Raw genomic sequence first — 24,076 nt, forward strand, 5'->3', positions numbered from 1 at the left:
CGCGCGCTACCAGCGCGAACAGGATCACCAGGACGCGACCTTCGATCCGCTGGAGCTGGACCGCTTCTCCACCCTCCAGCAGCTCAGCCGCGCCCTGGCCGAATCGGCCGCCGACATCAGCGGCCTGCAGGGCGTGCTGGATGACCTGGCGCGCAACTACGACAGCCTGCTGCATCAACAGTCCCGCGTGAGTTCGGAACTGCAGGACGGCCTGATGCGCGCGCGCATGGTGCCGTTCGAGGGCATCGTGCCGCGCCTGCGACGCGTACTGCGCCAGGCCGCGACCGATACCGGCAAGCAGGTCCGCCTGTTGCTGGAAGGTACCCACGGCGAAATGGATCGCAACGTGCTGGAACGCATGACCGCGCCGCTGGAGCACCTGCTGCGCAATTCAGTCGCGCATGGCCTGGAATCACCCGACCAGCGCGCCGCGGCCAGCAAGCCGGAAGAAGGCACGGTGCAGGTCAACCTGCGCCGTGAAGGGTCGGAAATGGTGCTGAGCGTACGTGACGACGGCGCCGGCCTGAACCGTGCGGCAATCCGCGAGCGCGCCGAGCAGCGTGGCCTGCTGCAGCCGGGCGCGGTGATCGACGACATCGATCTGGACCGCCTGATCCTGGAATCGGGCTTCTCCACCTACGACAGCGTCAGCCAGCTGGCGGGCCGCGGCGTCGGCATGGACGTGGTCTACAACGAGGTGCGCCAGCTCGGCGGTTCGCTTGACATCGCGTCGCGCCAGGGCGAGGGCGCCGAGTTCACCCTGCGCCTGCCGCAGACACTGGCGGTGACCCAGGCCGCGTTCGTGCAGATCGGGGAGACCCAGTTCGCGGTGCCGGTGGCATCGGTCAGCGGCATCGGCCGGATCAGCCACGAGCGCTTCGAATCCGGTGTCGGCGGCTATCTCTACGGCGGCGAGGAATACACCCTCTACAACCTCGGCCACCTGGTCGGCCATGCGCCGGCGCGCGCCGAGGGCGAGGCGCAGGTTCCGCTGTTGCTGATTCGCGCCGGCGACATGCGCGCGGCGGTCGCGGTCGATCACGTGCTGGGCAACCGCGAAATCGTGGTCAAGGCGGTCGGTCCGCAGATCGCGTCCGTCCCCGGCATCTACGGCGCGACCATCACCGGCGACGGCAGCGTGGTGGTCATCCTCGACATCGCGCCGCTGGTGCGCCGCCAGTTGGCCCAGCCGCAGCAGCCGGCATCGGCGGCGCCGGTGCAGGAGCAGCGGCGCGTGCCGCTGGTGATGGTGGTCGACGACTCGCTGACCATGCGCAAGGTCACCGGCCGCGTGCTGGAACGCCACAACTTCGAAGTCACCGTGGCCCGCGACGGCGTGGAAGCACTGGAGAAACTGGAAGACCGGGTGCCGGACCTGATGCTGCTGGACATCGAAATGCCACGCATGGACGGCTACGAGCTGGCCACGGCGATGAAGGCCGACCCGCGCTTCAAGGACGTGCCGATCGTGATGATCACCTCGCGTACCGGCGACAAGCACCGCCAGCGTGCGTTCGACATCGGCGTGCAGCGTTACATGGGCAAGCCGTACCAGGAACTGGATTTGATGCGCAACGTCTACGATCTGCTGGGAATCGCACGTGTCCGTGAATGAAGCCAAGCGTGTCGCGCTGCTGGCGCGTCCCGGGCCGGCGAGGGAACGCCTGCGCAGCACCCTGCATGAAGTCGGCGCGGAGATCGTGCTGGAAGATGATCCCGGCGCGGTCGACGTGCAGGCGGTCGGCGACGCCGCGCCGGAAGTCGTGCTGGTGGCGCTGGAACCGGCCATCGAGGACAGCCTCGCGCGTTTCGACGTGCTGCTGGGCGATCCGGGCATCGCGGTGATCTTCGAGGAAGCCGAACTGGCCGCGCGCCGCGACGGCTGGGAGGCGCGCCGCTGGGCGCGTCACCTCGCGGCCAAGATCAACGGCCATGACGACGTACTGCCGCCCGGCCGCGAAGAAGATGCTTCGCTGGCGCTGGAACCGGGCCTGCCGCCCACCCCCGCGCAGATGCACGCCGATGCCGTGATCCAGCCGCACCTGCATGAAGCGGTGGACCGGGCCTGGGAACTGCCCAACGATGATTTCGCCTATCGCCCGCCATCCACGGCCGCCCAGTCGGCGGTGATCGATGCGGACGAATGGCTGCGCAACGCGGCGCCGAAGGCGGAGCCACCCATGGACGCCGTGGACGGTCCCGCACCGCCGTCGGCCATCGCGCCGGTGTGGGATCTGGCGCTGGAACCGGTGACCTCCGAACCCGCGCCACCGTCTGCACCCAAGCCGTCCGCCGAGGCAATCGCCGACGCGCCGGTCGCCTCGAAGTGGGAACTGTCCCTGGAGCCGCTGGATCACGCGGTCTCCGCCGCCGGCGGTGCGCGCGCACCGGGCGCGGTGCTGGTGTTTGCCGGCATTGGCGGTCCGGACGCGATCCGCAAGCTGCTGGCCGAACTGCCTTCGGAGTTCGGGCGTCCGCTGATCATCCACCTGAAACTGGATGGTGGGCGCTACGACAATCTGGTGCGGCAGATGGCAAGGGTCTCGACGATGCCGGTGATGCTGGCCGAGGCCGGGCATGCGGCCGAGCCAGGGCATGTGTATGTGCTGCCGGGCGACGTCGGTATCGGTGTGGAGCAGGGCGCGGTGGACTTCCGCGCGCAGGGCGCGCTCGATGCCGCGATCCTGCAACTGCCGCCGCGTGACAGCGCGGTGTTGCTGCTCAGCGGCAGCGACGGCCAGTGGGTCGATGCGGCATGGCCGCTGGCGGAGCAGGGTGCCTGGGTGACCGGACAGGCGCCGGAGGGGTGCTACGACCCGACCGCATCGCACGCGTTGGCCGCGCGCGGCGGGCAACTGGCGACGCCCATCGACATGGCCAGAGAACTGACCCAACGCTGGAGCTGAGGAGACTTCATGGCACATTCGAACGACGAAATCCGCGGGGTCCTGGTGCAGTCCGGCGATGATCGCCTGCTGCTGCCGAACGCCACGATTGCCGAAGTGCTGTCGCGCGCGCCGATCATCCCGATCGAAGGCGCTCCCGCCTGGCTGGCCGGCGCCATCGACTGGCACGGCTGGCGGGTGCCGCTGGTGGCCTTCGCGCGCCTCACCGGGCTGGGGAGCGACGTCGCCCCCGTCGGCAGCAAGATCGTGGTGCTGAAAGCCCTGGAAGGATTGGCGGAACTGCCTTACTACGCCCTGCTGACGCCTTCGTTCCCGCGCCTGGTGTCGGTGCCGCGCGACGGCCTGCTGGCCGACGCGACCGAGGAGGAGTTGCCGGCAGGAGTGCAGGTGCGCGTGCTGCTGGGCGACGAAGTGGCGATCCTTCCGGATCTGCAACTCGTCGAGCAGCGCATCCACGAGGCCCTTCAAGCTGCCTGAGCCGCGCGCATTCACGCGGTTTCCACCGGGCTGAATTCCCTCCTGTTCCACGCCGGCCGGTTCACGCGCCGTTGGAGCCGACGGTGACAGCGTGACCGGGCTGCCAGATGCAGTGTTTCCACCGTGAACCGGAGGCCCCTCATGAAAGCCTGGATCCTTCTTCCCCTGTTTCTGCTGGCATGGCATGCCGACGCCCAGCAGGTGTCCCCGCAACCGGTGCGCACCGAACCCTTGACCGCCTACCAGGGCGGTGGACAGAGCCGTCAGCTGCAGGAACAGAGCGGGCCCGTCACGGTGCGCTGGGGACAGCCGGAAGCCCTTCCCAATGCCTCCGATTACCGCGTGACCATCGGTGATCTCGATCGCAACGGCGATGGCGTGCTGACCCGCGACGAGGTACCGGAAAGCCATGCGCTGTCCAGCGAGTTCAAGCTGGTCGATGGCAACCATGACGGCCGCATCACCGCCGAGGAGCTGGCGGCCTGGCGTTGAACCGACGGCGCCCGCCGCATCGGTGATGGACGCCGGTCAGGCGAGATCGCCGTAGCGCGATTGCAACGCCGCGATGGCGGCCAGCCCCGCCGTTTCGGTGCGCAGGATGCGCGGACCCAGGCGCAGGCCGAGGAATCCGGACGCCAGCAGGATCTCGCGATCGCGTGGCGACCAGCCACCCTCCGGACCGATCGCCACCACGATGCCGGCGCCGGCCGGCGGCGACAGGCCGGCGAGTGAAAGATCGCCAACCGGATCCAGCAGCAGGCGCAGGTCCGCGGCATTGCAGGCCTGTGCCGCCGGCATCAGCGCCGTCGGCATCGACACTTCCGGAACCCGTGCCCGTCCGCTCTGCTCGCAGGCCGAGACCACCACGCTGCGCCAGTGCGCGACCCGCTTGTCCAGGCGCTCCGCATCCAGTTTCACCTCGGTGCGCTCGGCGTTCACCGGCTGGATCCGCGCGATGCCGAGTTCGGTGGCCTTCTGCAGGATCAGGTCCATCTTCTCGCCGCGCGCGATGCCCTGGATCAGGGTCAGGTGCAGCGGTGACTCGCGATCGACCGCGAGCGAGGACACCACCTCGACCTGGACTTCGCGCTTGCCCACGCTGAGCAGGCGGGTCACATGATCCTGGCCGTCGCCGTTGAACAGTACGCACTCGTCGCCCTCGCGCAGGCGCAGCACCCGGGTGAGGTGGTTGGCCGCCGCTTCCGGCAGCGTGAAGGTCCGCGCGGTGGCCAGCGGCAGATCGACGTGGCAACGGGTCAGGCGCATGCGACGGCTTCCTCGATGGCGGCGCGGGTGGTGGTGGCGAGCAGTTCCAGTTGCGCCTCGTCCACGCAGTAGGGGGGCATCCAGTACAGCACGTCGCCCAGCGGGCGCAGCACCACGCCGCGCGCCATCGCGGCGCGATAGGCGTGCAGGCCGATGCGCCGGCCCGGATCGAACGGATGGCGGCGATCGCCGTCGCGGGTCAATTCGACGGCCAGGATCATCCCGGCCTGGCGCACGTCGGCCACCCACGGCAGTGCTTCCAGCGGCGCGGCCAGTTCCGCCATGCGCGCGGCGGTCGCGCGGTTGCGGACCAGCACATCGTCCTGCGCGAAGATATCCAGGCTGGCCAGGGCCGCCGCGCAGGCCAGCGGATTGCCGGTGTAGCTGTGCGAATGCAGGAACGCGCGTTCGCGCGAATCGTCCAGGAACGCGTCGTAGATGGCCTGGGTGGCCAAGACCGCGGCCAGCGGCAGGAAGCCGCCGGTCAGGCCTTTGGACAGGCACAGCAGATCCGGCATGACCCCGCTCTGCTCGCTGGCGAACAGGGTGCCGGTGCGGCCGAAGCCGACCGCGATCTCGTCGGCGATCAGGAACACGCCGTGCGCGTCGCAGAGTTCGCGTGCGCGTCGCAGATAGTCGGGGTGATGCATGCGCATGCCGCCGGCGCACTGCACCCGCGGCTCCAGGATCAGCGCGCAGACTTCGCCGGGATGCCGGTCGAGCAGATCCGCCAGCGCATCGGCGGCGCGCGCCGCGACCTCCGCGTCGCTCTGGCCGGGTTCGGCCTGCCAGGCGTCGGGCGAGGGGGTGAACAGCGCCTCGGCCAGCAATGGCGCGTAGATGCGCCGGTACAACGGGATGTCGCCGACCGCGAGTGCGCCGAGGGTCTCGCCGTGGTAGCCGTTCTCCAGCGCGATGAACCGGGTCCGCCGGGATTCGCCACGGTTGTGGAAATAGTGGAAGGCCATTTTCAGCGCCACTTCCACGCCCGCCGAACCGTTGTCGGCGTAGAACACCTTCGCCAGCGGCGCGCGTCCCGGCTGGCGCGGCGCGACGGCGAGCAGGCGCTCGGCCAGTTCCACCGCCGGCGGATGGCTGAAGCCGGCCAGGATCACCTGCTCCAGCTGTCCGGCCTGGCGGGCGATGGCGGCGGCGATGCGCGGTTCGGCATGGCCGAACAGGTTGGTCCACCAACTGCTGACCGCATCCAGGTAGCGGCGGCCGTCCTGGCCGATCAGCCAGGCGCCTTCGCCCCGGGCAATCGGAACCAACGGCAAGGTATGGGGATGCTCGCGCATCTGCGTGCACGGGTGCCACAGCACCGCGAGATCGCGCGAACGCCAGGCGTCCGCCTCTGCTAGCATTCGGGTTTCATGATTCGTCGCCACCATCCCGCCATGATATCGGCGTGCCTGCCGTCCCGTCGCCCGGTTCCTGCCGGCGGGGAGCGGCCATGAGCCGTCGCCTGCCGATCATCCACCGCGTGACCGAGCGCAGCGGCGGCCCGCTGGAGCGCAACGTCGAAGAGCTGGATCTGGAGTTCAGCAACGGCGAACGCCGGCGCTTCCACCGCGTCCGCGCGGAAGGCCACGGCGCGGTGGTGGTGGTTCCGCTGATCGACCCGGACACCGTGCTGCTGGTGCGCGAATACGCGGCCGGCGTGCACCGCTACGAGCTGGGCCTGGTCAAGGGCCGCATCGACGCCGGCGAGACGCCGGAGCAGGCCGCGGACCGGGAACTGAAGGAAGAAGCCGGTTACGGCGCGCGGCGCGTGGACGTGCTGCGCAGTCTGACCCAGGCGCCGTTGTACATGAGCCACCAGTCCTGGCTGGTGGTCGCACGTGATCTGTATCCGGAGCGCCTGCCTGGAGACGAACCCGAGGAGTTGGAAGTAGTGCCGTGGAAGCTTGATGCCCTCGACCAGCTGATGCTGCGCGAGGATTTTTCGGAAGGCCGTTCGCTGGCGGCGTTGTTCATCGTCCGCGAATGGTTGCGTACCTCGGCATGAGTCGGATGACCTCGGACCTGCACGAAGCCGTACTCGTCATCGCCCGCGAAGCCGGCGACGCGATCATGGCGGTGTACGAACAGGGTTTCGACGTCACCCGCAAGGCCGACGACAGCCCGCTGACCGCAGCCGACCTCGCCGCGCACCGGGTGATCTCCGAAGGCCTGCGGCGATTGACGCCGGAGTGGCCGGTGTTGTCGGAGGAAGCGGCCGACATTCCCTGGCAGACCCGCTGTGCCTGGCCGACCTACTGGCTGGTGGATCCCCTGGACGGCACCCGCGAGTTCATCAAGCGCAATGGCGAGTTCACCGTCAACATCGCGTTGATCGAACAGCACATTCCGATCTTCGGCGTGGTGCAGGCGCCGGTCACCGGCGAGATCTGGCACGCCGAGCGCGGCCGCCATGCCTACCGGCGGCGCGGCCAGGTGGACGAACAGCTGCGTACCCGCGCGCCGGCCAGGCCGCCGTTGCGGGTGGCGGCCAGCCGCTCGCACCGCGACCTGCGCACCGAATCGGTGCTGGCGCGGATGGGCGACATCGAACTGGTGGGACTGGGTTCCTCGCTGAAATTCTGCCGCATCGCCGAAGGCACGCTTGATGTCTATCCGCGATTCGGCCCCACCTCCGAGTGGGACACCGCCGCCGCGCAGTGCGTGCTGGAAGCGGCCGGCGGCGCGCTGCTGGCGCCGGATGGACGCGCGTTCCGCTACAACCGCCGCGAGACCCTGCTCAACGGCGATTTCGTCGCCCTGGGCGATCCCGCGCTGCCGTGGCGCGAATGGCTGGAGGATGGCGCCGTTGAACAGACCGCCTGAGCCGCGCGACATCCGCGAGCTGCTCGACATCATGGCGCGCCTGCGCAATCCCGACGGCGGCTGTCCGTGGGATCTGGAACAGGACTTTTCCACCATCGCGCCGTACACGATCGAGGAAGCCTACGAAGTCGCCGACGCGATCGACCGCGGCGACCTGGACGATCTGAAGGATGAACTGGGCGATCTGCTGCTGCAGGTCGTGTTCCATGCGCAGATGGCGAAGGAACAGGGCGCGTTCGCGTTCCCGGACGTGGTCGCGGCGATCTGCGACAAGATGATCCGTCGCCATCCGCACGTGTTCGGCGATGACAGTTTCGCGGACGCCGAAGCGCAGACCCGCAACTGGGAAGCGATCAAGCAGGCCGAGCGCGCCGCCGCCGGCAACGCCGATACGTCCGCGCTGGCCGGCATCTCGCGTGGACTGCCGGAATGGCAGCGCGCGGTGAAGCTGCAGTCGCGCGCCGCCCGGGTCGGTTTCGACTGGCCCGGCCCGGCGCCGGTCATCGACAAGCTGCACGAGGAAATCGGCGAGGTCCAGGCCGAACTGGCGCACGGTGACGTGGCGGCCAACCACGACCGGCTGGAGGACGAGATCGGCGATCTGCTGTTCGTCGCCGCCAATCTCGCCCGCCACGCGAAGGTTGATCCGGGTGCGGCGCTGCGCCGCGCCAACCTCAAGTTCGAGCGTCGCTTCCGCGCCATGGAAGCGCAGGCCGCCGGACGCGGGGAGGCGCTCAAGGATCTGTCGCTGGAGCAGCAGGAAGCGCTGTGGCAACACGCCAAGCAACAGGAACGCGGCGCGGTCGGATGAACTGCGCGCGGCGCTGCCGGCAAGGAGGACGCGGATGAAGACCCTGCTGCTGTTCGTCATTACCGCGCTGGCGGAAATCGTCGGCTGCTACCTGCCGTATCTATGGTTGCGCAAGGGCGGCAGCGCCTGGCTGCTGCTGCCGGCGGCGGCGAGCCTGGCCCTGTTCGCCTGGCTGCTGACCCTGCATCCCACCGCTTCCGGCCGGGTCTATGCGGCCTATGGCGGCGTCTACGTCACCATCGCGATTGGCTGGCTATGGCTGGTGGACGCGGTCAAGCCGAGCCGCTGGGATCTGCTGGGCGCGGGCCTGTGCCTGCTCGGCATGGCCGTGATCATGTTCGCGCCGCGACCGGCGTAATCGCCGGCGCGGCGTTGCGCCGATGCGCGCGCGGGGCCATCATCCCGCCTGTCAGCGCATTGAAGGACGGGAGAGCGATCGATGGGCCGATTCGCCAGTTTCCGCGAGTTCTATCCGTTCTACCTGAGCGAGCACAGCAATCGCACTTCCAGGCGCCTGCACTTCATCGGCAGCTGCGGCGTGGTGGTGCTGGTGGCGTGGACGTTCGTCTCGGGCAACCCGTGGTGGTTGCTGGCGGCGCTGTTCTGCGGCTACGGCTTTGCGTGGGTCGGGCACTTGTTCTTCGAGAAGAACCGCCCGGCCACCTTCCGCCATCCGTTCTACTCCTTCGCCGGCGACTGGGTGATGTTCAAGGACATCCTGACCGGCCGGATCCGCTTCTGAGCCGGCGGGCTCAGGCGACCTCGGCCCGGCCGTGTTCGCGCCTGGCGGCGAGCATCCGGCGGCCGATGTCGAAGGTCGTCGCCAGGTGGCGTTCGCGCGCATCGTCTCCCAGCGGCGCCAGCAGTTCGGAGGTGGACACCCGCGCGCCGCAGTATTCGAAGATGCCGTGATCGATCTGGGTGCGCATGGCGCCGAAGTAGCCATGCCGCGCATAGGTCCGCATGTCCGCGCCGCCAATCGCGAGCAGGTGCACGGCCAGATGGCCCAGCCTGCGTTCGTCGCGCCCCTCCCGTTCCTGGTACGCCCAGCCCTGCGAGAACACCCGATCGATCCAGCCCTTGAGCAGGCCGGGCATCGACCACCAGTAGACCGGGTACACCAGGGCCAGCGCGTCGGCGTGATCGATGCGCGCCTGTTCGGCCCGCACGTCGGCATCGGCAGGCCCCGATTGCTGGAAGCGGGCGATGTCCACCGCGGTGAAACGTGGATCGAATCCTTCCTGGGCGAGGTCGGCGGTCTCGCTGGTGTGTCCGGCATCCTCCACGCCCTCGGCCAGCCGGCGGGCCACGGCATGGGTGAAGGAGTGGGGCAGGGGATGGGCGGTGACGATCAGGGCATGCATGGGGGGCTCCGGAGTGGGGCGAGGGCGTATATACTTCAAGTAACTTACGAACAGTAACTTACTTTTGGTATATAGCGATGTCAAGCCGCCGCAATGCCACCGAAGCCCCCGCCACCGTCGAGTCGCCCGCGCCGCGCCGGCGGCTCGCGCGCGAGCAACGCTACCGGCAGTTGCTGGACGCGTCCTGGCGGCTGATCGGGGAAGAGGGAACCGAAGCGCTGTCGCTCGGCCGGCTGGCCGAGGCGGCGGGCGTCACCAAGCCGGTGGTGTATGACCACTTCGGCACCCGCGCAGGCCTGCTGGCGGCGCTCTACCAGGATTTCGACGCGCGCCAGTCCGCGTTGATGGACGAGGCGCTTCGCCAGGGCGCCGGGGATTTGCCGGCGTGCGCCCGGGTCATCGCGACCTGCTACGTCGATTGCGTGCTGTCGCAGGGACGCGAGATCCCGGGCGTGGTCGCCGCCTTGGCGGGCTCGCCGGAAATGGAGCGGATCAAGCGCGAGTACCAGGGCGCCTTCATGGCCAAGTGCCATGGCCTGCTGGCGCCGTTCGCGCCGCGACGCGAGCTGCCGGCCGCCAGCCTGTGGGCGTTGTTGGGCGCGGCGGAATCGTTGTCCTACGCCGCGGCCGCGCAGGCCATCGAGGCGGCGCAGGCGCGGCAGGCGTTGGCCGATCTCATCGTCGCGATCGTGCGGCGCGGCGGCGACGCGGCGAGCTAGCGCGCCGGCCTATTCGTAGAACATCAGGAACGCGGCGCCGACGATCAGGGCGAACGCGGCGTAGTGGTTCCATTTCAGCGGCTGGCCCAGGTACCAGGTGGAGAAGCCGGCGAACACCACCAGGGTCAGGATTTCCTGGATGGTCTTCAGCTGTACCACCGAGTAGACCGTGCTGCCGAGCCGGTTGGCCGGCACCATCAGGCTGTATTCGAAGAAGGCGATGCCCCAGCTGGCGACGATCGCCAGCAACAGCGGAGCGCTGCGGTATTTGAGATGCCCGTACCAGGCGAAGGTCATGAAGACGTTGGAGCCGAGCAGCAGCACGAGGGGCAGGACGCGGGCGAGCATGGGGCGGGACCGGATGGAGGACGCGCCAGCCTAGCTTCACTGCGGGCTGAATGGCAGCCGGGGCCTTCACGCGACCTCAACTTGGAGCCGGGTAGCTTCACAAAGCTGAAGCACAAGGGAGCACGTATGCGCCACTCACAGGAAACCGCGGGTCTGGTTCTGGTCGTCGAGGACAACCGCAATATTTCGGAAATGGTTGGTGAATATCTGGAGGGCCGGGGATTCGAGGTCGACTATGCCTCGGACGGGCTGGACGGTTACCGGCTGGCCACCGAGAACAGTTACGACGTGGTCGTGCTGGACCTGATGCTGCCCCGCATGGATGGAATGGAGGTCTGCAAGAAGCTGCGCAACGAGGCGCGCAAGTCCACGCCGGTGCTGATGCTGACCGCCCGCGACACCCTGGACGACAAGCTGACCGGCCTGAGCTCCGGCGCCGACGACTACCTGACCAAACCCTTCGCGATCCAGGAACTGGAAGCGCGCCTGCGCGCGCTGATCCGGCGTGAGCGCCGCCAGGTCGGTGCCGAGGTGCTGAAGGTGGCGGACCTGGTGCTCGACCCGGTCAGCATGCGCGCGACACGCGGCGGCAACGAGCTGATGCTCTCGCCGATCGGCCTGCGCCTGCTGACCATCCTGATGCGCGAATCTCCCCGGGTGGTCACCCGGCAGGAGATCGAGCGCGAAATCTGGGGCAACGGGCTGCCGGATTCGGACACCCTGCGCAGCCACCTCTACAACCTGCGCAAGGTGATCGACAAGCCGTTCGACAAGCCGCTGCTGCATACGGTCCAGAGTGCCGGCTACCGGATCGCGGACATCGGCTGACGACCACGGCATAATCCGGCCGGGGAGAGGAGCCGCCATGCCGCAGGGGTTGCCGCGCAAGCTACGCATTGCCTTCATCCTGCAGGCGGTGATGGTCAGCCTCGCCATCGTGCTGGGCGTCTACCTGATCTCGGCGGTCATCAAGCACAGTCTGATGAACACCGCGCTGCAGGAGGAGGCCACCCATTTCTGGGAGCTGTACGACGCCTCCACCGCGCAGCCGCCGCCGAACACCCACAACCTGCGCGGCTACCTGGTGGTCAAGGGCCACTCCAACCTGGTGCTGCCGGACAACCTGCGCGGGCTCAAGCCGGGATTCCACGAACTCAAGGACGACGACATGCTGGTGCTGGTCGACGAGCAGCCGGCCGGTCGCCTGTACCTGGTGTTCCTGCGCTCGCAGGCCGAGCGCCTGGCGTTCTATTTCGGCACCCTGCCGATCATCCTGACCCTGATCGCGATCTACGTGGTGTCGTGGCTGACCTATCGCGCCTCCAAGCGACTGGTGTCGCCGGTGAGCTGGCTGGCGCGGCAGGTCTCCGAATGGGATCCGCGCCGTCCCGACGTCAGCGGCCTGGCGCCGGATCGGCTGCCGGCGGAAGTGCAGGGCGAAGCGCGCCAGCTGGCGTCGGCCCTGCACGGGCTGGCCCAGCGCGTGGCCTCGCATGTCGCGCGCGAACGCGACTTCACCCGTGATGCCAGCCACGAACTGCGCACCCCGCTGACCGTGATCCGGGTGGCCAGCGACATGGCGATGGCCGAGGAGGCATCGCCGCGGGTGGTGCGTTCCCTCCAGCGCATCCAGCGCGCCGGCCGCGACATGGAAGCGGTCATCGACGCCTTCCTGATCCTGGCGCGCGAAGCCGAGGTGGAGCCGCAGCGCGAGGATTTCGACGTGGCCGACATCGTGCTGGACGAAGCCGAGAACGCCCGCGCGCTGCTGATCGGCAAGCCGGTCGACCTGGAGGTCAGTTGCCACGCCAAGCCGCGCCTGCATGCGCCGCCGCGGGTGTTCCAGGTGGTGGTCAGCAACCTGCTGCGCAACGCGTGCAGCTATACGGATGCCGGGCGCATCGACGTGGTGGTGGAGGCGGATCGGGTGGTCGTCCGCGATACCGGCATCGGCATGTCGGCCGAGTCGATGGAGCGGGTGTTCGAACCCTTCTATCGCGCCGATCCCTCGCGTCCGCGCGGAAGCGGGTTGGGCCTGTCGATCGTCAGCCGGCTCTGCGACCGGTTCGGCTGGAAGATCGAATTCGAGAGTGAGCTGGGCAAGGGCACGGCCGCGACCATCCGTTTCACCTGAGCGTCCTGGAAGGGAAAGATGAGTGGCAGCCCAACGGGAACGGGTGTCGTTCCCCAGCTGTCAACCGACTCACCTGGCATGCGTTAATGCGCCCAGACCTCCCTCCCGACATTGCCGACTCGACCGCATGAGCCAGCCGTCCCGCCGTCGTTCCTCCCTCATCCCCCGCATCGTCCTCGGCATCGTCGTCCTCGCCCTCCTGGGCGCGGGCGCCTGGTACTGGAAGGGCCGCCAGGCCAAGGCCGAGGAGGGCGCCTACCGCACCGCCGAGGTGGAGCGCGGCAACATCCGGGTGGCCATCTCGGCCACCGGCACCCTGAGCGCCATTTCCACCGTCACCGTCGGCAGCCAGATCTCCGGCCAGGTCACCGACGTGCTGGTCGACTTCAACAGCCCGGTGAAGAAGGGCGACGTGCTGGCGCGCATCGATCCCAAGACCTACGAGGCGCAGATCGAGCAGGGCACCGCGCAGATCGCCGCCGCCCGCGCCTCGCTGGCGCAGGCCCAGGCGACCCTGCACAACGCCGAGCTGGACTATCGCCGCAAGGCCGATCTGGGCCAGCAGAAGCTGGTCGCGCAGAGCGATGTCGACCTGGCCCGCGCCGCGCTGGACCAGGCCCGCGCCCAGTTGAATTCCGCGCAGGCGCAGATCCGCCAGCAGACCGCCTCCACCCAGACCACCCGGGTCAACCTGGAGCGCACCGTGATCCGTTCGCCGGTGGATGGCGTGGTGCTGACCCGCAGCATCGAACCCGGCCAGACCGTGGCCGCGAGCCTGCAGGCGCCGGAGCTGTTCACCATCGCCGAGGACCTGCGCAAGATGAAGATCGAGCTGGCGGTGGACGAAGCCGACATCGGCCAGGTCAAGGTAGGCCAGGGCGTCTCCTTCACCGTCGATGCCTTCCCGGATCGCCAGTTCAAGGGCCTGGTCGAGCAGGTGCGCCTGGCCGCCACCACCACCAACAACGTGGTGACCTATCCGGTGGTCGTCACCGTCGACAACGGCGACGAAATCCTCCTGCCGGGCCTGACCGTCAACGCCGAAATCGAGGTCAGCAAGCGCGACAACGTGCTCAAGGTGTCCAACGCGGCGTTGCGCTACAAGCCGACCAGCGAGGACGCGCAGGCGCCGGGCGCACCGCAAGTGGCGCAGGTGCGTGGCGGCGGGGTGACCGAGGATCTGGAACGGATCGCCGGCAGCCTCCAGTTGAAATCCGAACAGCGCGCCGCGTTCGATGCGGCGGTCAAGGCCGTGCGCGATCGCCAGGCGGCGCGGATGGCGCAGGTCCAGCAGGGCGGCGGCAACCGCCTGTTCGGCGGTGGTCCCGGCGGCGGCGGTCCGCGCATGGTGACGAGCGGTGGTGCAGGCGGTGCGATGCAGGCGCAGCAGCGCCAGCGCATGGCCGAGCGCTTCCAGCAGGATTTCGCCGGGTTCCGTGCCACGCTGGAACCCGCGCAGCAGCAGCGCTGGGACAACGAACTCAAGGCCCTGCTGGCGGCCAAGCGCGCCCCGCTGTACAAACTGGTGGCCGGCAAGCCGGAGCGGATCATGGTGCGGCTGGGCGCCAGCGATGGCAGTGCGACCGAGGTCGCGGGTGACCTCAAGGCCGGCGATCAGGTCATCGTCGGCGAGCGCGCCAGGGAATGAATGCCGTGACCGCCACCGCAGGCAGCGTGCCGGTGATCCAGACCCAGGCGCTGCGCAAGGTGTACTCGCCGGGCAGCGAGGCCGAAGTGATCGCGCTCAAGGGCGTGGACGTGCGCATCGAACGCGGCGATTTCGTCGCGATCATGGGGCCCTCGGGCTCGGGCAAGTCCACCCTGATGAACCTGATCGGCTGCCTGGACACGCCGTCTTCCGGCACCTACCACTGCGACGGCGTCGACGTGGCGACGCTGGATGCGGAAGAACTGGCGGTGCTGCGCCGGGACAAGATCGGCTTCGTGTTCCAGGGCTTCAACCTGCTGCCACGGATGAGCGCGCTGGAGAACGTGGCGATGCCGCTGGGTTACGCGCAGGTACCGCCGCACGAGCGCACCGAGCGGGCGCGCAAGGCCTTGGCGGCAGTCGGGCTGGCCGAACGCGGCGGGCATCGTCCCAGCGAACTGTCGGGCGGCCAGCAGCAGCGCGTGGCGATCGCGCGCGCGCTGATCAACGAACCGCCGATCATCCTGGCCGACGAACCCACCGGTGCGCTCGATAGCCGGACCGGCGAGGAAATCCTGGCGCTGTTCAAGCGCCTGCGCGACGAAGGCCACACGGTAATCCTGATCACCCACGACGCCGACGTGGCGGCCCATGCCGATCGAATCCTGGTGATGCGCGACGGCGAGTTGCATGAGGAGCCGGGATTCGGGAGACGGGATCCGGGATTGGGAGGAAGCACTCCATGAAACTTTCCCTGATCCCCTTGATGATCGATCCACGCGCTCCGCGAATCCCCAATCCCGAATCCCGAATCCCATGAATTTCACCGACATCCTGCGCACCGCGATATTCGCCCTGCGCGGCAACTGGATGCGCAGCGCGCTGACCTCGCTGGGCGTGATCATCGGCATTGCCGCGGTCATCGTGATGGTCTCGGTGGGCCAGGGCACGCAGGCGGAAATCGACAAGCTGGTGTCCGGCCTTGGATCACAGCGGCTGGACATCAACCCCGGTGCCGGCCGCGGCGGCGGTGGCGTGCGCATGAGCGGCAGCAGTTTCTTCACCCTGCGCGAAGGCGACGTCGACGCAATCCGCAACGAAATCCCGGAAGTGCAGTACGTGGCCGGCGCGCTGCGCGGCAGCAGCCAGGTGGTGTATGCGGAGAACAACTGGCAGAGCAGCTGGCAGGGCGTGCAGGCGGACTATTTCGACATCAACAGCTGGACGATCGCCAATGGTGAGGGCTTCGATGCGCAGGACTACAGCAGCGCCGGCAAGGTGGTGATTCTCGGCGAGACCGTGCGCCGGGAACTGTTCGGCGAGGAGACCGGCATCGGCCAGAGCGTGCGCATCGGGCGCGTGCCGTTCACCGTGGTCGGCACCTTGGCGCCCAAGGGGCAGGGTGGTTTCGGCCAGGACCAGGACGACGTGATGATGGTGCCGCTGGAAACCGCGCGCCGTCGCCTGATGGGTTCGATGGGCCTGCCGCCCAGCGCGGTGATGCAGATCGCGCTGACCGTCGGCGATGCCAAGGACCTGGGCTACGTGCAGGGTGAGGTCGAGGCGCTGTTGCGGCAGCGCCACAGGATCGCGCCGGGCGAGGACGACGATTTCAATGTCCGCAACATTTCCGAGATTGTCGCCACCCGCACCGCCACCACCCGCCTGATGTCGCTGCTGCTCGGCGCGGTCGCGACGATCTCGCTGATCGTCGGCGGCATCGGCATCATGAACATCATGCTGGTGTCGGTGACCGAGCGCATCCGCGAAATCGGCCTGCGCATGGCGGTCGGCGCCGGTCCGGGCGACGTGCGTCGGCAGTTCCTCGCCGAGGCCATGCTGATCTCGCTGATCGGCGGCGTGCTGGGCATCGCGATCGGCATCGTCGGCGCGCTGCTGGTCGGCAAGTTCAGCGAACTGCCGGTCGCCCTGAATGGCCAGGTCATCGGGCTGGCGGCCGGGTTCTCGGTCGCCACCGGCCTGTTCTTCGGCTACTACCCGGCGCGCAAGGCCTCGCAACTGGATCCGATCGAGGCGCTGCGCTCGCAGTGAGGTCGTCCGCCGTCGTCCACGCTTCTGCGGCATCATCGGCGCATGGACCTGGAGACCTACCGCCAACTGCAATCACAGGCGCGCCGGCTGGCGCGCCATGCGGCCGATGTGGAGGACCTGGTGCAGGACACCCTGGTCGCGGCCCTGGAAGCGGATCGCGCCGACGCGCCCTGGCTGGCCGGGACGATGCGCAACCTCGCCGCGATGCAGGCACGCACGGCGGGCCGTCGCCGCCGGCGCGAGGCCGCCAGCGCGGCGGACGAAGCCGCTGAAGCCGCTGTCGTCGGGGGCCCGCCGGCGCACGCCCTTCCTTCCGCAGGCTGGCTGCGGGATTGGCCTACCGGCCTGCGGCGGGTGGCGGTGCTTGCATTGCACGGCCTGTCGGCGGAGGAAATCCGCTGGATCCTGGCGCTGTCACCCGAAGCGTTCCGGCAACGCCTGAGCCGCATCCGCAAGGCCCTGGGCGCACTGCCGCCCGAAGCGCGAGCCGAGAGCCTGGCGCTGGCCTACGTGCGTGACCCGGCGCGCAGCGCCGACCTCGAGTTCGGCCTGATCCGCCGTCGCCTGCGCGCCGCGCTGGGCGGCAGCGCCGGCCTGGCCACCCATGACGCCGACGGCCATCTGCTGGTGATCCGCCGGCCCGGTCACACCTGGCGTCCCGGCGGCAACGGATAGACGGAACTACAACCACAAGGAGGATTTCCCATGCTTTCCCAATGCAAGGTTGGCGCCATCGTGTTCTTCGTCAGTGATCTGGCGCGTTCGATGGCGTTCTATCGCGACACCCTCGGCCTGCCGGTCAATGCCATCGACGGCCACGACGGTCCGTTCGCCCTGGCCGAGGTCGGCGGCCTGACCCTGGTCTTCATCGTCCAGCCGGTCCGGCCCGGCGATTCGCCGGTGGTGGTGTTCAGCCTGGATGGCGGCATCGACGACTACGCCGAAGCGCTGGCGCAGCGCGGGGTGGAAATCGTCGTGCCGGTCAGCGAGTCGCCGGACGGCGGACTGTCGCTGGATTTCGTCGATCCGGACCGCAACCTGCTGAGCCTGCACCAGGACGCGGGGCGGTCGCGGCGCAAGTAGCCGCCCGGAGCCCGGTCATCGATGGTTCCCCTCCGGAATGGGTTCCGGAGGGGAACGAGGATGGGTCAGGAAGAAGCCTGCTGCTGCGACCACGCTTCCATCCGCCGCTGCATCTCCTCCGGCGCGACGTCCTCGACGTGCGTGGACAGCGACCACTTGTGTCCGAACGGATCCACGACCGTTCCGATGCGATCGCCCCAGAATTCCTGCTTGACCGGACGATCGGCGCGCGCGCCGGCCTTGACCGCGCGCGCGTAGGCGGCGTCGGCGTCCTCGACGTAGATCATGAAGCTCGACGTGGCGCCGCCGCGGCTGTTCGGCGACAGCGTGTTCATGTCCGGCCACTCGTCGGACAGCATGAGCACGGTGTCGCCGATGCGGGTTTCGGCGTGGCCGATCCGATCGCCCATCGGCAGCCGGTACATTTCCTCGGCGCCGAAGGCGTCGCGATAGAAATCCAGTGCCTTGGCGGCGTCATCGACGATCAGGTAGGAAGTGACGCTGTGGTAGCCCTGTGGACGGTAGGTGGTGGTGGCCATGACGGGTCTCCTCTGCGGGAGGCCGACCCTACGCCCGCCCGGGTTACGTTCCCGTCTAGGCGGGGACGGGAACGCCGGGAAGAATGAGGCTGTGACGCCGCGCGCTCAGTTCACGTACGGCGCGAGCAGTTCGCGCCAGATCGCGTAACCGGCCGGGTTCATGTGCAGCCGGTCGGCCAGGAACAGATCCTCCCGCGGCTTGCCGCCGGCATCCAGCATCGGCGTGAACACATCGATGTAGACGAAGCCGCGGCGGGCGGACTCGGCCTTGATCAGGGCGTTGGCCTGGCGCTGCGCATCGAGCAGGTGCGCGCGTGACGGGCTCGGCTTGGTGGAGATGTAGATCAGGCGGGTGGCCGGCAGTCTGCGGTGGAGGAGGTCGGCGAAGGCGACGAAGTCGTCATGCAGCTGCCGCGGCGTGCGGCCGCTGGCGATGTCGTTGTCGCCGGCGTACAGCACCACCGTTTCGGGTTTGTAGGGCAGCACGATGCGATCGGCGTACCAGGTGCTGTCGCGGATCTCCGAGCCACCGAAGCCGCGGTTGATGACCTGCGCGCCGGGAAAATCCCGGGCCAGCGATTCCCACATCCGGATCGAGGAGCTGCCGACGAACAGCACCGCGTGCTTGGGTGGCGGCGTGGCGGCGTCCTCGGCCGCGAACCGCTGCATGTCCTTTTCCCACTCGGCATTGGAGACCTCGGCGGGTATGGCGGGCGCCGGTTTCGCGCCGGGACCGGCGGGCGAGGTGGCGCAGGCGGACAGCGCCAGCAGGGCCGGCAGCAGCAGGCAGGCCAGGCGGCGGACGGACAGCGGGAAGCGGGGCATCGGCGGGGCTCCGGACGGCGGGGGGAAGGGCCAGTGAAGCAGCCGGGACGGCCAAAGGCAAACCGATACGTGCCGGGAAGGTGTCCCGATATGGCAAGATCAGGACCTTCTCCGACCCTCCGCATTCCATGCCCGCTGACGTGATGACCCGTTTTCCGACCTGTTCGCCCGCCTTCGTCGCAGGCTGAGCGGAGATCCCGGAATGGCGGACGAAATCGGACACATGCCCCGGGGTCCGGGGCGCATCCTCAAGGCGGCGGTCTGGTCGATGCAGGGACTGCGCGCAGCCTGGCTGCACGAATCCTCGTTCCGGCTGGAGGTCTACCTGCTGGTGGTGCTGGCGCCGCTGGCCCTGTGGCTGGGCCAGACCCCGGTCGAGCGCGTGCTGCTGATCGGCAGCTGCCTGCTGGTGCTGGCCGCCGAACTTCTGAACTCCGCGATCGAGGCGGTGATCGAGCGCTACGGCCCGGAGCACCACGAACTGGCCGGGCGCGCCAAGGACATGGGCTCGGCGGCGGTGTTCGTGCTGATGATGAACGTATTGCTGTGCTGGGGCCTGATCCTGTGGCCCCGCCTGTCCGAACTTTTTTCCTGATCAAGCAAGGTTGCAAATCGAATGAGTCTCGAGTTCCTGGCCGACCCCAACGTCTGGCTGACCCTGGTGACGCTGAGCGCGCTGGAAATCGTGTTGGGCATCGACAATCTGGTGTTCATCTCCATCGCGGTGAGCAAGCTGCCGGCGCACCAGCGCCCGAGCGCGCGTCGCTTCGGCATCGCGGTGGCCTGCGTCACCCGCATCGCGCTGCTGGTCTCGCTGGCCTTCCTGGCACGGATGCAGAACGACCTGTTCACCATCGCCGGGATGGGCATTTCCATCCGTGACCTGGTGCTGATCCTGGGCGGCATCTTCCTGCTGGTGAAGGGCAGCATGGAAATCAAGGAGCTGATCACCGGCGGCGAGGACGAGGATCCATCCACCACCAAGGCGTCCGCGGTGTTCGGCCTGGTGATCGCGCAGATCGCCATCATCGACATCGTGTTCTCGCTCGACTCGGTCATCACCGCGGTCGGCATGGCCCAGCACATCCCGATCATGGTCGCGGCGATCCTGCTGGCGGTGGCGGTGATGCTGCTGGCGGCCAACCCGCTGGGCCGCTTCATCGATGCCAATCCGACCATCAAGATGCTGGCGCTGGCGTTCATCGTGCTGATCGGCGTGGTGCTGATCCTGGACGGCCTCGAGATCCATGTGCCCAAGCCGTATGTCTACTTCGCCATGGGCTTCTCGGTCATGGTCGAATGGCTGAACCTGCTGATGCGTCGCCGTGCGGCGAAGAAGCACATCCCGGGCGCCGGCAACTGGTAGGCCAAGGCCGCCGCTCCCGGTTCCAGCGACGCCCGGCTTGCGCCGGGCGTCTGCTTTCCGGGGCCGGGCGGCAACGGCGGCGGCGCCGAGCCGGAGGCGCGGTTGCATCCTTCATCGGCGGGTGCTGCAATGCCGCCGTCCCTGCCGAAGGAGTGGTGCCATGCGTCTGTTCGTCCGTTCGCTCGTGCTGGTCGCGCTGGCCGTATTGCTGTCCGGCTGCGGCTACAACGCCATCCAGCAGAAAGACGAGGCGGTCAAGGCCGGCTGGTCTGAAGTCCTGAACCAGTACAAGCGCCGCGCCGACCTGATTCCCAACCTGGTCAAGACCGTGCAGGGCTACGCCCAGCAGGAGCGCCAGGTGCTGACCGACGTGACCAACGCGCGCGCCCGGGTCGGCCAGATCCAGGTCAACGCCGACGATGCGGCGTCCCTGCAGCAGTTCCAGCAGGCCCAGGGCGAACTGTCCAGCGCGCTGTCGCGCCTGCTGGTGGTCACCGAGAACTATCCGAACCTGAAGTCCGATCAGTCCTTCCGCGACCTGCAGGCGCAGCTGGAAGGCACCGAGAACCGCATCACCGTCGCCCGCGGCCGTTACATCCAGACGGTGCAGGACTACAACACCTATATCCGCTCGTTCCCGCAGGTGATCACCGCCAAGATCTTCGGCTACAAGGAAAAGCCGAACTTCACGGTCGAGAACGAGGCGCAGATCCAGCAGGCGCCGCAGGTCGATTTCGGCACCGCGCCGCCACCGCCGGCCGCGCCGCAGCCCTCTGCGCCGCCGGCTTCGCAGCCTGCGCCCGCGCCGGCCAACTGACACCCCGTCGCGATCGCGCCGATGCTGCGCCGCGCGCTGGCCTGTGTGCTGCTGTGGTGCTGCCTGCTGCCGGTGGCGGCGCAGCAGCTGGCGGCCATTCCCGCGCTGGATTCGCCGGTGGTCGATACCACCGGCACGCTGGACGCCGCGCAGAAACAGCAACTGGAACAGCAGGCGCTGGCGCTGCAGCAACGCAAGGGCAGCCAGTTGCAGGTGCTGATCGTACCCACCACCGAACCGGAAGCCATCGAGCAGTACACCTTGCGGGTGTTCGAACAATGGAAGCTGGGACGCAAGGGCGTGGATGACGGCGTGCTGCTGCTGGTCGCCAAGGACGACCGGCGCGTGCGCATCGAACCGGGCTACGGGCTGGAAGGCGCGATTCCCGACGCGATCGCCAACCGGGTCATCCAGGAGTACCTGGTGCCCAGGTTCCGCGCCGGCGACTACGGCGGCGGCATCATCGACGCCACCGCCGTCCTGGTGAAACTCATCGACGGCGAGGCACTGCCCGCGCCGGTCAGCCACAATCGCCCGGAGCGCTCTCGTGGTGGCGACTGGCTGTTCGCGCTGTTCGCCGCCTTCATCATCGCCACCATCGTGCGCGGCGTGTTCGGCCGCGCGCCGGCCGGTATCCGCGGCCTGTTCACCGGTGGCGCCGCGGGCGGCACCGCCTTCCTGTTGTCCTCGCTGCTGCCGGTGGCCGGCGTCGCCGGCGTGTTCGGCCTGATCTACGGCCTGCTGTCGGTCTCCAGCGGCGGAGGTGGCGGACGCTATGCGCGCCATCGCGACTGGGGCGGTTGGGGCGGCGGCGGCTGGGGAGGCGGTGGAGGATTTGGCGGCGGTGGCGGCTTCGGTGGAGGCGGTTGGGGCGGCGGTGGCGGCATGTCCGGAGGCGGTGGCGCCTCGGGGAGCTGGTGATGCGGCTGCTGCGCCATCTGTTCCCGCCATCCGCGCGGCGGCTGTTCCCGGCCGACAGCCTGGAGCGCATCGCTGATGCCATCCACCAGGGCGAGCAGCGCCATCGCGGCGAGGTGATGTTCGCGGTCGAACCCGACCTGCCGCTGCTGGCGGTGCTGCGCGGCATGCGCGCGCGCGAGCGTGCGCACGAGGCGTTCGCCCGCCTGCGCACTTGGGACACGGAAGCCAACAACGGCGTATTGATCTACCTGCTGCTGGCCGATCACCGCATCGAGATCGTTGCCGACCGCGGCCTGCGCGGCCGGGTCAGCGACGAGCAGTGGCGCGGGGTCTGCCAGTTGATGGAGGAACGCCTGCGGGCCGGCGAAGCCGAAGCGGCGGTGATCCGCGGCATCACCGCGGTCTCGGACCTGCTGGCGGCGTTCTATCCGCAGGACGGCAGCCTGCCGGACGAGGACGAACTGCCCAACCGGCCACATGTGTTTTGAATCCGCGGCCGTCAGGCCGCGCATGGGCGACCAGGATGGCGTCGGGCTTGCGCGGGATTACGCCGGGCCGGATGCATCCGGGATCAGAGCAGTTCCCCAAAACGCATGCTTGCCGGTTCGATCAGCGCGAGGAATGCCTCGCAGCTTGGCTGCCCCTGCCAGCCTGCGCACAGGGCCTGTGAACGTTCGCGACTGTCGGCGAGCGCGAGATCGATGAAGCTGCCGTCTTCCAGCTTGATCAGATGCTGTCGGCACCAGCCCGGCTGACCGGAAAGATGGGTCTCCACCATGGCGGAGTAGGCTTGGCGCATCGTGCTTTCATCGATGCCGGGCTTGAGGCGGAAGTGCCCGATCTCGACGCCGTGCCCCGGTACCATTTCACGAGTACCGACAGCGCTCTGGCTGTAATGCCCCATATGCACGAGCGTGTTGATTGAAGCCCGGAACTCGGCAAACTCTGGAGCATTTCCAACACGTTGCGCTGCGGCTTTCGCATCGTCGTTCGACCGCCATGCGACCAGGTCCACACGTTCAAGGGCGTCCCCTGAGGCGGTCAGTGGCGTCCATGCGATGAACCCCGGGTAGTGCTTCACCCGATCACGCGTGGAGTTTCTGGAGAGGTCGGCGGCGTGCGCATCGTCAACGCGGTAAGTGACGATTTCGTAGCAGAGAGGATTGGTCATGCCTGATGCATCCAAGGAGATAGCGGGCGCCCACGGTAGCGCGCCCTGCTGACAGAACCTGTCAGGAGGGTAAGATGAGGTCCATGAAGACACAGCGTCTGTTTGCGTTGTTGCAGCATCTGCGGGGCCGAAGACACCCGGTACCGGCAGAAGCGTTGGCGGACGAACTGGGCGTTTCGGTCCGGACCATCTATCGGGACATGACGGCATTGCAGGCGATGGGAGCGCCCATACGAGGGGAAGCCGGACTGGGCTACCAGTTGGAAAAGGGCTATTTCCTGCCACCGCTTCATTTCGATCCCGATGAACTCGATGCCCTGATGCTGGGTACGCGCTGGGTCGCGGCACGAGGGGATGCAGCATTGAGCGAAGCGGCGCGTCGGGTCTCGGCCAAGATCAGTGCCGCGCTGGGTGAAACCGGAGAGGATCGCTACCTGCGTTTGCCATTGCGGGCGGTGCCGCGTCGGACGGAAGAAAACACGAAGGCGGCCGTTCATCTCGGCGTCCTTCGGTCGGCAATCCGAAACCGATTGGTGCTCGAGATCGACTACCGGGATCTGCAGGGAAAGCGGAGTCGCCGGACTGCCTGGCCGCTGGGGTTGACCTTGTTCGAGCAGGCCTGGTTGTTGACGGTTTGGTGCGAGGTCAGGGAGGACTTCCGCAATCTGCGGGTGGACCGTATCCGGGCTGTTTGGGAGGTGGGGCGGAGATTTGAGAATCGGCGCGGAAAGCGCTTCGAAGACTACCTCCGGACTCTTCCCTGAAAGGCGCTCCCGTGAGGCGGGCACAAGCTCCCCGGCTGG

At 68.2% G+C, this 24,076-nt stretch carries 29 protein-coding genes and 1 pseudogene; 23 read left to right on the forward strand and 7 right to left on the reverse strand.

Going from position 1 to position 24,076, the window contains the following annotated elements; genetic code table 11:
• Window positions 1-379: 379 nt before the first annotated feature.
• The 4 genes and pseudogenes from AC3DE2_RS19090 to AC3DE2_RS19105 form a co-directional block, all read left to right on the forward strand.
• A pseudogene (locus AC3DE2_RS19090) lies at window positions 380-1,615 on the forward strand (response regulator); the annotation flags it as partial.
• On the forward strand, window positions 1,602-2,906 hold the full coding sequence (locus AC3DE2_RS19095; protein ID WP_488427424.1) for a chemotaxis protein CheB: 1,305 nt from the start codon (window positions 1,602-1,604) through the stop codon (window positions 2,904-2,906). The pseudogene AC3DE2_RS19090 and the gene AC3DE2_RS19095, both read left to right, overlap by 14 nt.
• Before the next feature lie 9 nt (window positions 2,907-2,915).
• On the forward strand, window positions 2,916-3,383 hold the full coding sequence (locus AC3DE2_RS19100; protein WP_295375335.1) for a chemotaxis protein CheW: 468 nt from the start codon (window positions 2,916-2,918) through the stop codon (window positions 3,381-3,383).
• A gap of 141 nt (window positions 3,384-3,524) precedes the next feature.
• Window positions 3,525-3,875, forward strand: coding sequence for a hypothetical protein (locus tag AC3DE2_RS19105; RefSeq protein WP_295375333.1), 351 nt, complete (start codon window positions 3,525-3,527; stop codon window positions 3,873-3,875).
• A 36-nt stretch (window positions 3,876-3,911) separates the two neighbouring features.
• Here AC3DE2_RS19105 and AC3DE2_RS19110 read toward each other — a convergent pair whose 3' ends face one another.
• Window positions 3,912-4,649 carry a 16S rRNA (uracil(1498)-N(3))-methyltransferase gene (locus AC3DE2_RS19110; protein WP_488427425.1) on the reverse strand — a complete coding sequence of 246 codons (738 nt, stop codon included), beginning with the start codon at window positions 4,647-4,649 and terminating at the stop codon, window positions 3,912-3,914.
• A complete protein-coding gene (bioA, locus tag AC3DE2_RS19115) occupies window positions 4,640-6,013 on the reverse strand; it encodes an adenosylmethionine--8-amino-7-oxononanoate transaminase (RefSeq protein WP_488427426.1) in 1,374 nt (457 codons plus the stop codon). The genes AC3DE2_RS19110 and bioA overlap by 10 nt, the downstream gene beginning before the upstream one ends.
• Before the next feature lie 89 nt (window positions 6,014-6,102).
• Between bioA and nudE the strand changes: the two genes are divergently transcribed.
• The 5 genes from nudE to AC3DE2_RS19140 all read left to right on the forward strand — a co-directional run bounded on the left by nudE (window position 6,103) and on the right by AC3DE2_RS19140 (window position 9,028).
• Window positions 6,103-6,657 (forward strand): ADP compounds hydrolase NudE, encoded by a 555-nt coding sequence (nudE, locus tag AC3DE2_RS19120; protein ID WP_488427427.1) that lies wholly within the window; start codon window positions 6,103-6,105, stop codon window positions 6,655-6,657.
• Complete coding sequence (gene cysQ / locus AC3DE2_RS19125) at window positions 6,654-7,475, forward strand: 3'(2'),5'-bisphosphate nucleotidase CysQ (RefSeq protein WP_295375322.1); 822 nt, start codon at window positions 6,654-6,656, stop codon at window positions 7,473-7,475. Before nudE ends, cysQ begins: the two co-directional genes overlap by 4 nt.
• Window positions 7,459-8,286, forward strand: coding sequence for a nucleoside triphosphate pyrophosphohydrolase (gene mazG, locus AC3DE2_RS19130; protein ID WP_488427428.1), 828 nt, complete (start codon window positions 7,459-7,461; stop codon window positions 8,284-8,286). Before cysQ ends, mazG begins: the two co-directional genes overlap by 17 nt.
• 34 nt (window positions 8,287-8,320) lie before the next feature.
• Window positions 8,321-8,644: a YnfA family protein gene (locus AC3DE2_RS19135; protein ID WP_295375317.1), complete on the forward strand. Its 324-nt coding sequence runs from the start codon at window positions 8,321-8,323 to the stop codon at window positions 8,642-8,644.
• An 81-nt stretch (window positions 8,645-8,725) separates the two neighbouring features.
• Complete coding sequence (locus AC3DE2_RS19140) at window positions 8,726-9,028, forward strand: Mpo1-like protein (protein WP_488427429.1); 303 nt, start codon at window positions 8,726-8,728, stop codon at window positions 9,026-9,028.
• A 10-nt stretch (window positions 9,029-9,038) separates the two neighbouring features.
• On the opposite strand, the gene AC3DE2_RS19145 is transcribed toward AC3DE2_RS19140, so the two are convergent.
• Window positions 9,039-9,650, reverse strand: coding sequence for an NAD(P)H-dependent oxidoreductase (locus AC3DE2_RS19145; RefSeq protein WP_488427430.1), 612 nt, complete (start codon window positions 9,648-9,650; stop codon window positions 9,039-9,041).
• Window positions 9,651-9,727: 77 nt separating this feature from the next.
• On the opposite strand from AC3DE2_RS19145, the gene AC3DE2_RS19150 reads away from it, so the two are divergent.
• Window positions 9,728-10,369 carry a TetR/AcrR family transcriptional regulator gene (locus AC3DE2_RS19150; RefSeq protein WP_488427431.1) on the forward strand — a complete coding sequence of 214 codons (642 nt, stop codon included), beginning with the start codon at window positions 9,728-9,730 and terminating at the stop codon, window positions 10,367-10,369.
• 9 nt (window positions 10,370-10,378) lie between these two features.
• Here AC3DE2_RS19150 and AC3DE2_RS19155 read toward each other — a convergent pair whose 3' ends face one another.
• Complete coding sequence (locus tag AC3DE2_RS19155) at window positions 10,379-10,717, reverse strand: DMT family protein (RefSeq protein WP_488427432.1); 339 nt, start codon at window positions 10,715-10,717, stop codon at window positions 10,379-10,381.
• Between the two features lie 126 nt (window positions 10,718-10,843).
• Here AC3DE2_RS19155 and AC3DE2_RS19160 point away from each other — a divergent pair, with 126 nt between their 5' ends.
• From AC3DE2_RS19160 to AC3DE2_RS19190, 7 genes are all read left to right on the forward strand, one after another.
• Window positions 10,844-11,545 carry a response regulator transcription factor gene (locus AC3DE2_RS19160; RefSeq protein WP_079724910.1) on the forward strand — a complete coding sequence of 234 codons (702 nt, stop codon included), beginning with the start codon at window positions 10,844-10,846 and terminating at the stop codon, window positions 11,543-11,545.
• Between the two features lie 37 nt (window positions 11,546-11,582).
• Window positions 11,583-12,851, forward strand: coding sequence for a sensor histidine kinase (locus AC3DE2_RS19165; RefSeq protein ID WP_295375308.1), 1,269 nt, complete (start codon window positions 11,583-11,585; stop codon window positions 12,849-12,851).
• 127 nt (window positions 12,852-12,978) lie between these two features.
• On the forward strand, window positions 12,979-14,499 hold the full coding sequence (locus tag AC3DE2_RS19170; protein ID WP_295375306.1) for an efflux RND transporter periplasmic adaptor subunit: 1,521 nt from the start codon (window positions 12,979-12,981) through the stop codon (window positions 14,497-14,499).
• On the forward strand, window positions 14,496-15,245 hold the full coding sequence (locus AC3DE2_RS19175) for an ABC transporter ATP-binding protein (protein WP_295375303.1): 750 nt from the start codon (window positions 14,496-14,498) through the stop codon (window positions 15,243-15,245). Before AC3DE2_RS19170 ends, AC3DE2_RS19175 begins: the two co-directional genes overlap by 4 nt.
• 70 nt (window positions 15,246-15,315) lie before the next feature.
• On the forward strand, window positions 15,316-16,551 hold the full coding sequence (locus tag AC3DE2_RS19180) for an ABC transporter permease (RefSeq protein ID WP_295375301.1): 1,236 nt from the start codon (window positions 15,316-15,318) through the stop codon (window positions 16,549-16,551).
• A gap of 42 nt (window positions 16,552-16,593) precedes the next feature.
• Entirely contained in the window at window positions 16,594-17,226 is a 633-nt protein-coding gene (locus tag AC3DE2_RS19185) for an RNA polymerase sigma factor (protein WP_295375299.1), read from the forward strand.
• A gap of 30 nt (window positions 17,227-17,256) precedes the next feature.
• Window positions 17,257-17,634, forward strand: coding sequence for a VOC family protein (locus tag AC3DE2_RS19190; protein ID WP_295375297.1), 378 nt, complete (start codon window positions 17,257-17,259; stop codon window positions 17,632-17,634).
• Between the two features lie 65 nt (window positions 17,635-17,699).
• Here the strand turns inward: AC3DE2_RS19190 and AC3DE2_RS19195 are convergent, their stop codons facing one another.
• Both AC3DE2_RS19195 and AC3DE2_RS19200 read right to left on the reverse strand, forming a co-directional pair.
• Window positions 17,700-18,173 (reverse strand): VOC family protein, encoded by a 474-nt coding sequence (locus tag AC3DE2_RS19195; protein ID WP_488427433.1) that lies wholly within the window; start codon window positions 18,171-18,173, stop codon window positions 17,700-17,702.
• Between the two features lie 105 nt (window positions 18,174-18,278).
• Complete coding sequence (locus AC3DE2_RS19200) at window positions 18,279-18,983, reverse strand: SGNH/GDSL hydrolase family protein (protein WP_295375365.1); 705 nt, start codon at window positions 18,981-18,983, stop codon at window positions 18,279-18,281.
• Between the two features lie 217 nt (window positions 18,984-19,200).
• Between AC3DE2_RS19200 and AC3DE2_RS19205 the strand changes: the two genes are divergently transcribed.
• The 5 genes from AC3DE2_RS19205 (at window position 19,201) to AC3DE2_RS19225 (ending at window position 22,590) form a co-directional block, all read left to right on the forward strand.
• Entirely contained in the window at window positions 19,201-19,593 is a 393-nt protein-coding gene (locus tag AC3DE2_RS19205) for a diacylglycerol kinase (RefSeq protein WP_488427434.1), read from the forward strand.
• A gap of 21 nt (window positions 19,594-19,614) precedes the next feature.
• Window positions 19,615-20,364 carry a TerC family protein gene (locus AC3DE2_RS19210; protein ID WP_295375288.1) on the forward strand — a complete coding sequence of 250 codons (750 nt, stop codon included), beginning with the start codon at window positions 19,615-19,617 and terminating at the stop codon, window positions 20,362-20,364.
• Between the two features lie 160 nt (window positions 20,365-20,524).
• Window positions 20,525-21,181 (forward strand): LemA family protein, encoded by a 657-nt coding sequence (locus AC3DE2_RS19215; RefSeq protein WP_488427435.1) that lies wholly within the window; start codon window positions 20,525-20,527, stop codon window positions 21,179-21,181.
• A 21-nt stretch (window positions 21,182-21,202) separates the two neighbouring features.
• Window positions 21,203-22,102: a TPM domain-containing protein gene (locus tag AC3DE2_RS19220; protein WP_488427436.1), complete on the forward strand. Its 900-nt coding sequence runs from the start codon at window positions 21,203-21,205 to the stop codon at window positions 22,100-22,102.
• Window positions 22,102-22,590: a TPM domain-containing protein gene (locus AC3DE2_RS19225; protein WP_488427437.1), complete on the forward strand. Its 489-nt coding sequence runs from the start codon at window positions 22,102-22,104 to the stop codon at window positions 22,588-22,590. Before AC3DE2_RS19220 ends, AC3DE2_RS19225 begins: the two co-directional genes overlap by 1 nt.
• Before the next feature lie 83 nt (window positions 22,591-22,673).
• Here AC3DE2_RS19225 and AC3DE2_RS19230 read toward each other — a convergent pair whose 3' ends face one another.
• On the reverse strand, window positions 22,674-23,273 hold the full coding sequence (locus AC3DE2_RS19230) for a hypothetical protein (protein ID WP_295375278.1): 600 nt from the start codon (window positions 23,271-23,273) through the stop codon (window positions 22,674-22,676).
• Between the two features lie 83 nt (window positions 23,274-23,356).
• Between AC3DE2_RS19230 and AC3DE2_RS19235 the strand changes: the two genes are divergently transcribed.
• Window positions 23,357-24,037, forward strand: a complete 681-nt coding sequence (locus AC3DE2_RS19235; protein ID WP_488427438.1) for a helix-turn-helix transcriptional regulator — start codon at window positions 23,357-23,359, stop codon at window positions 24,035-24,037.
• Window positions 24,038-24,076: the final 39 nt, after the last annotated feature.

The sequence above is a fragment of the Pseudoxanthomonas sp. 68-E7 genome (genome assembly GCF_057773145.1).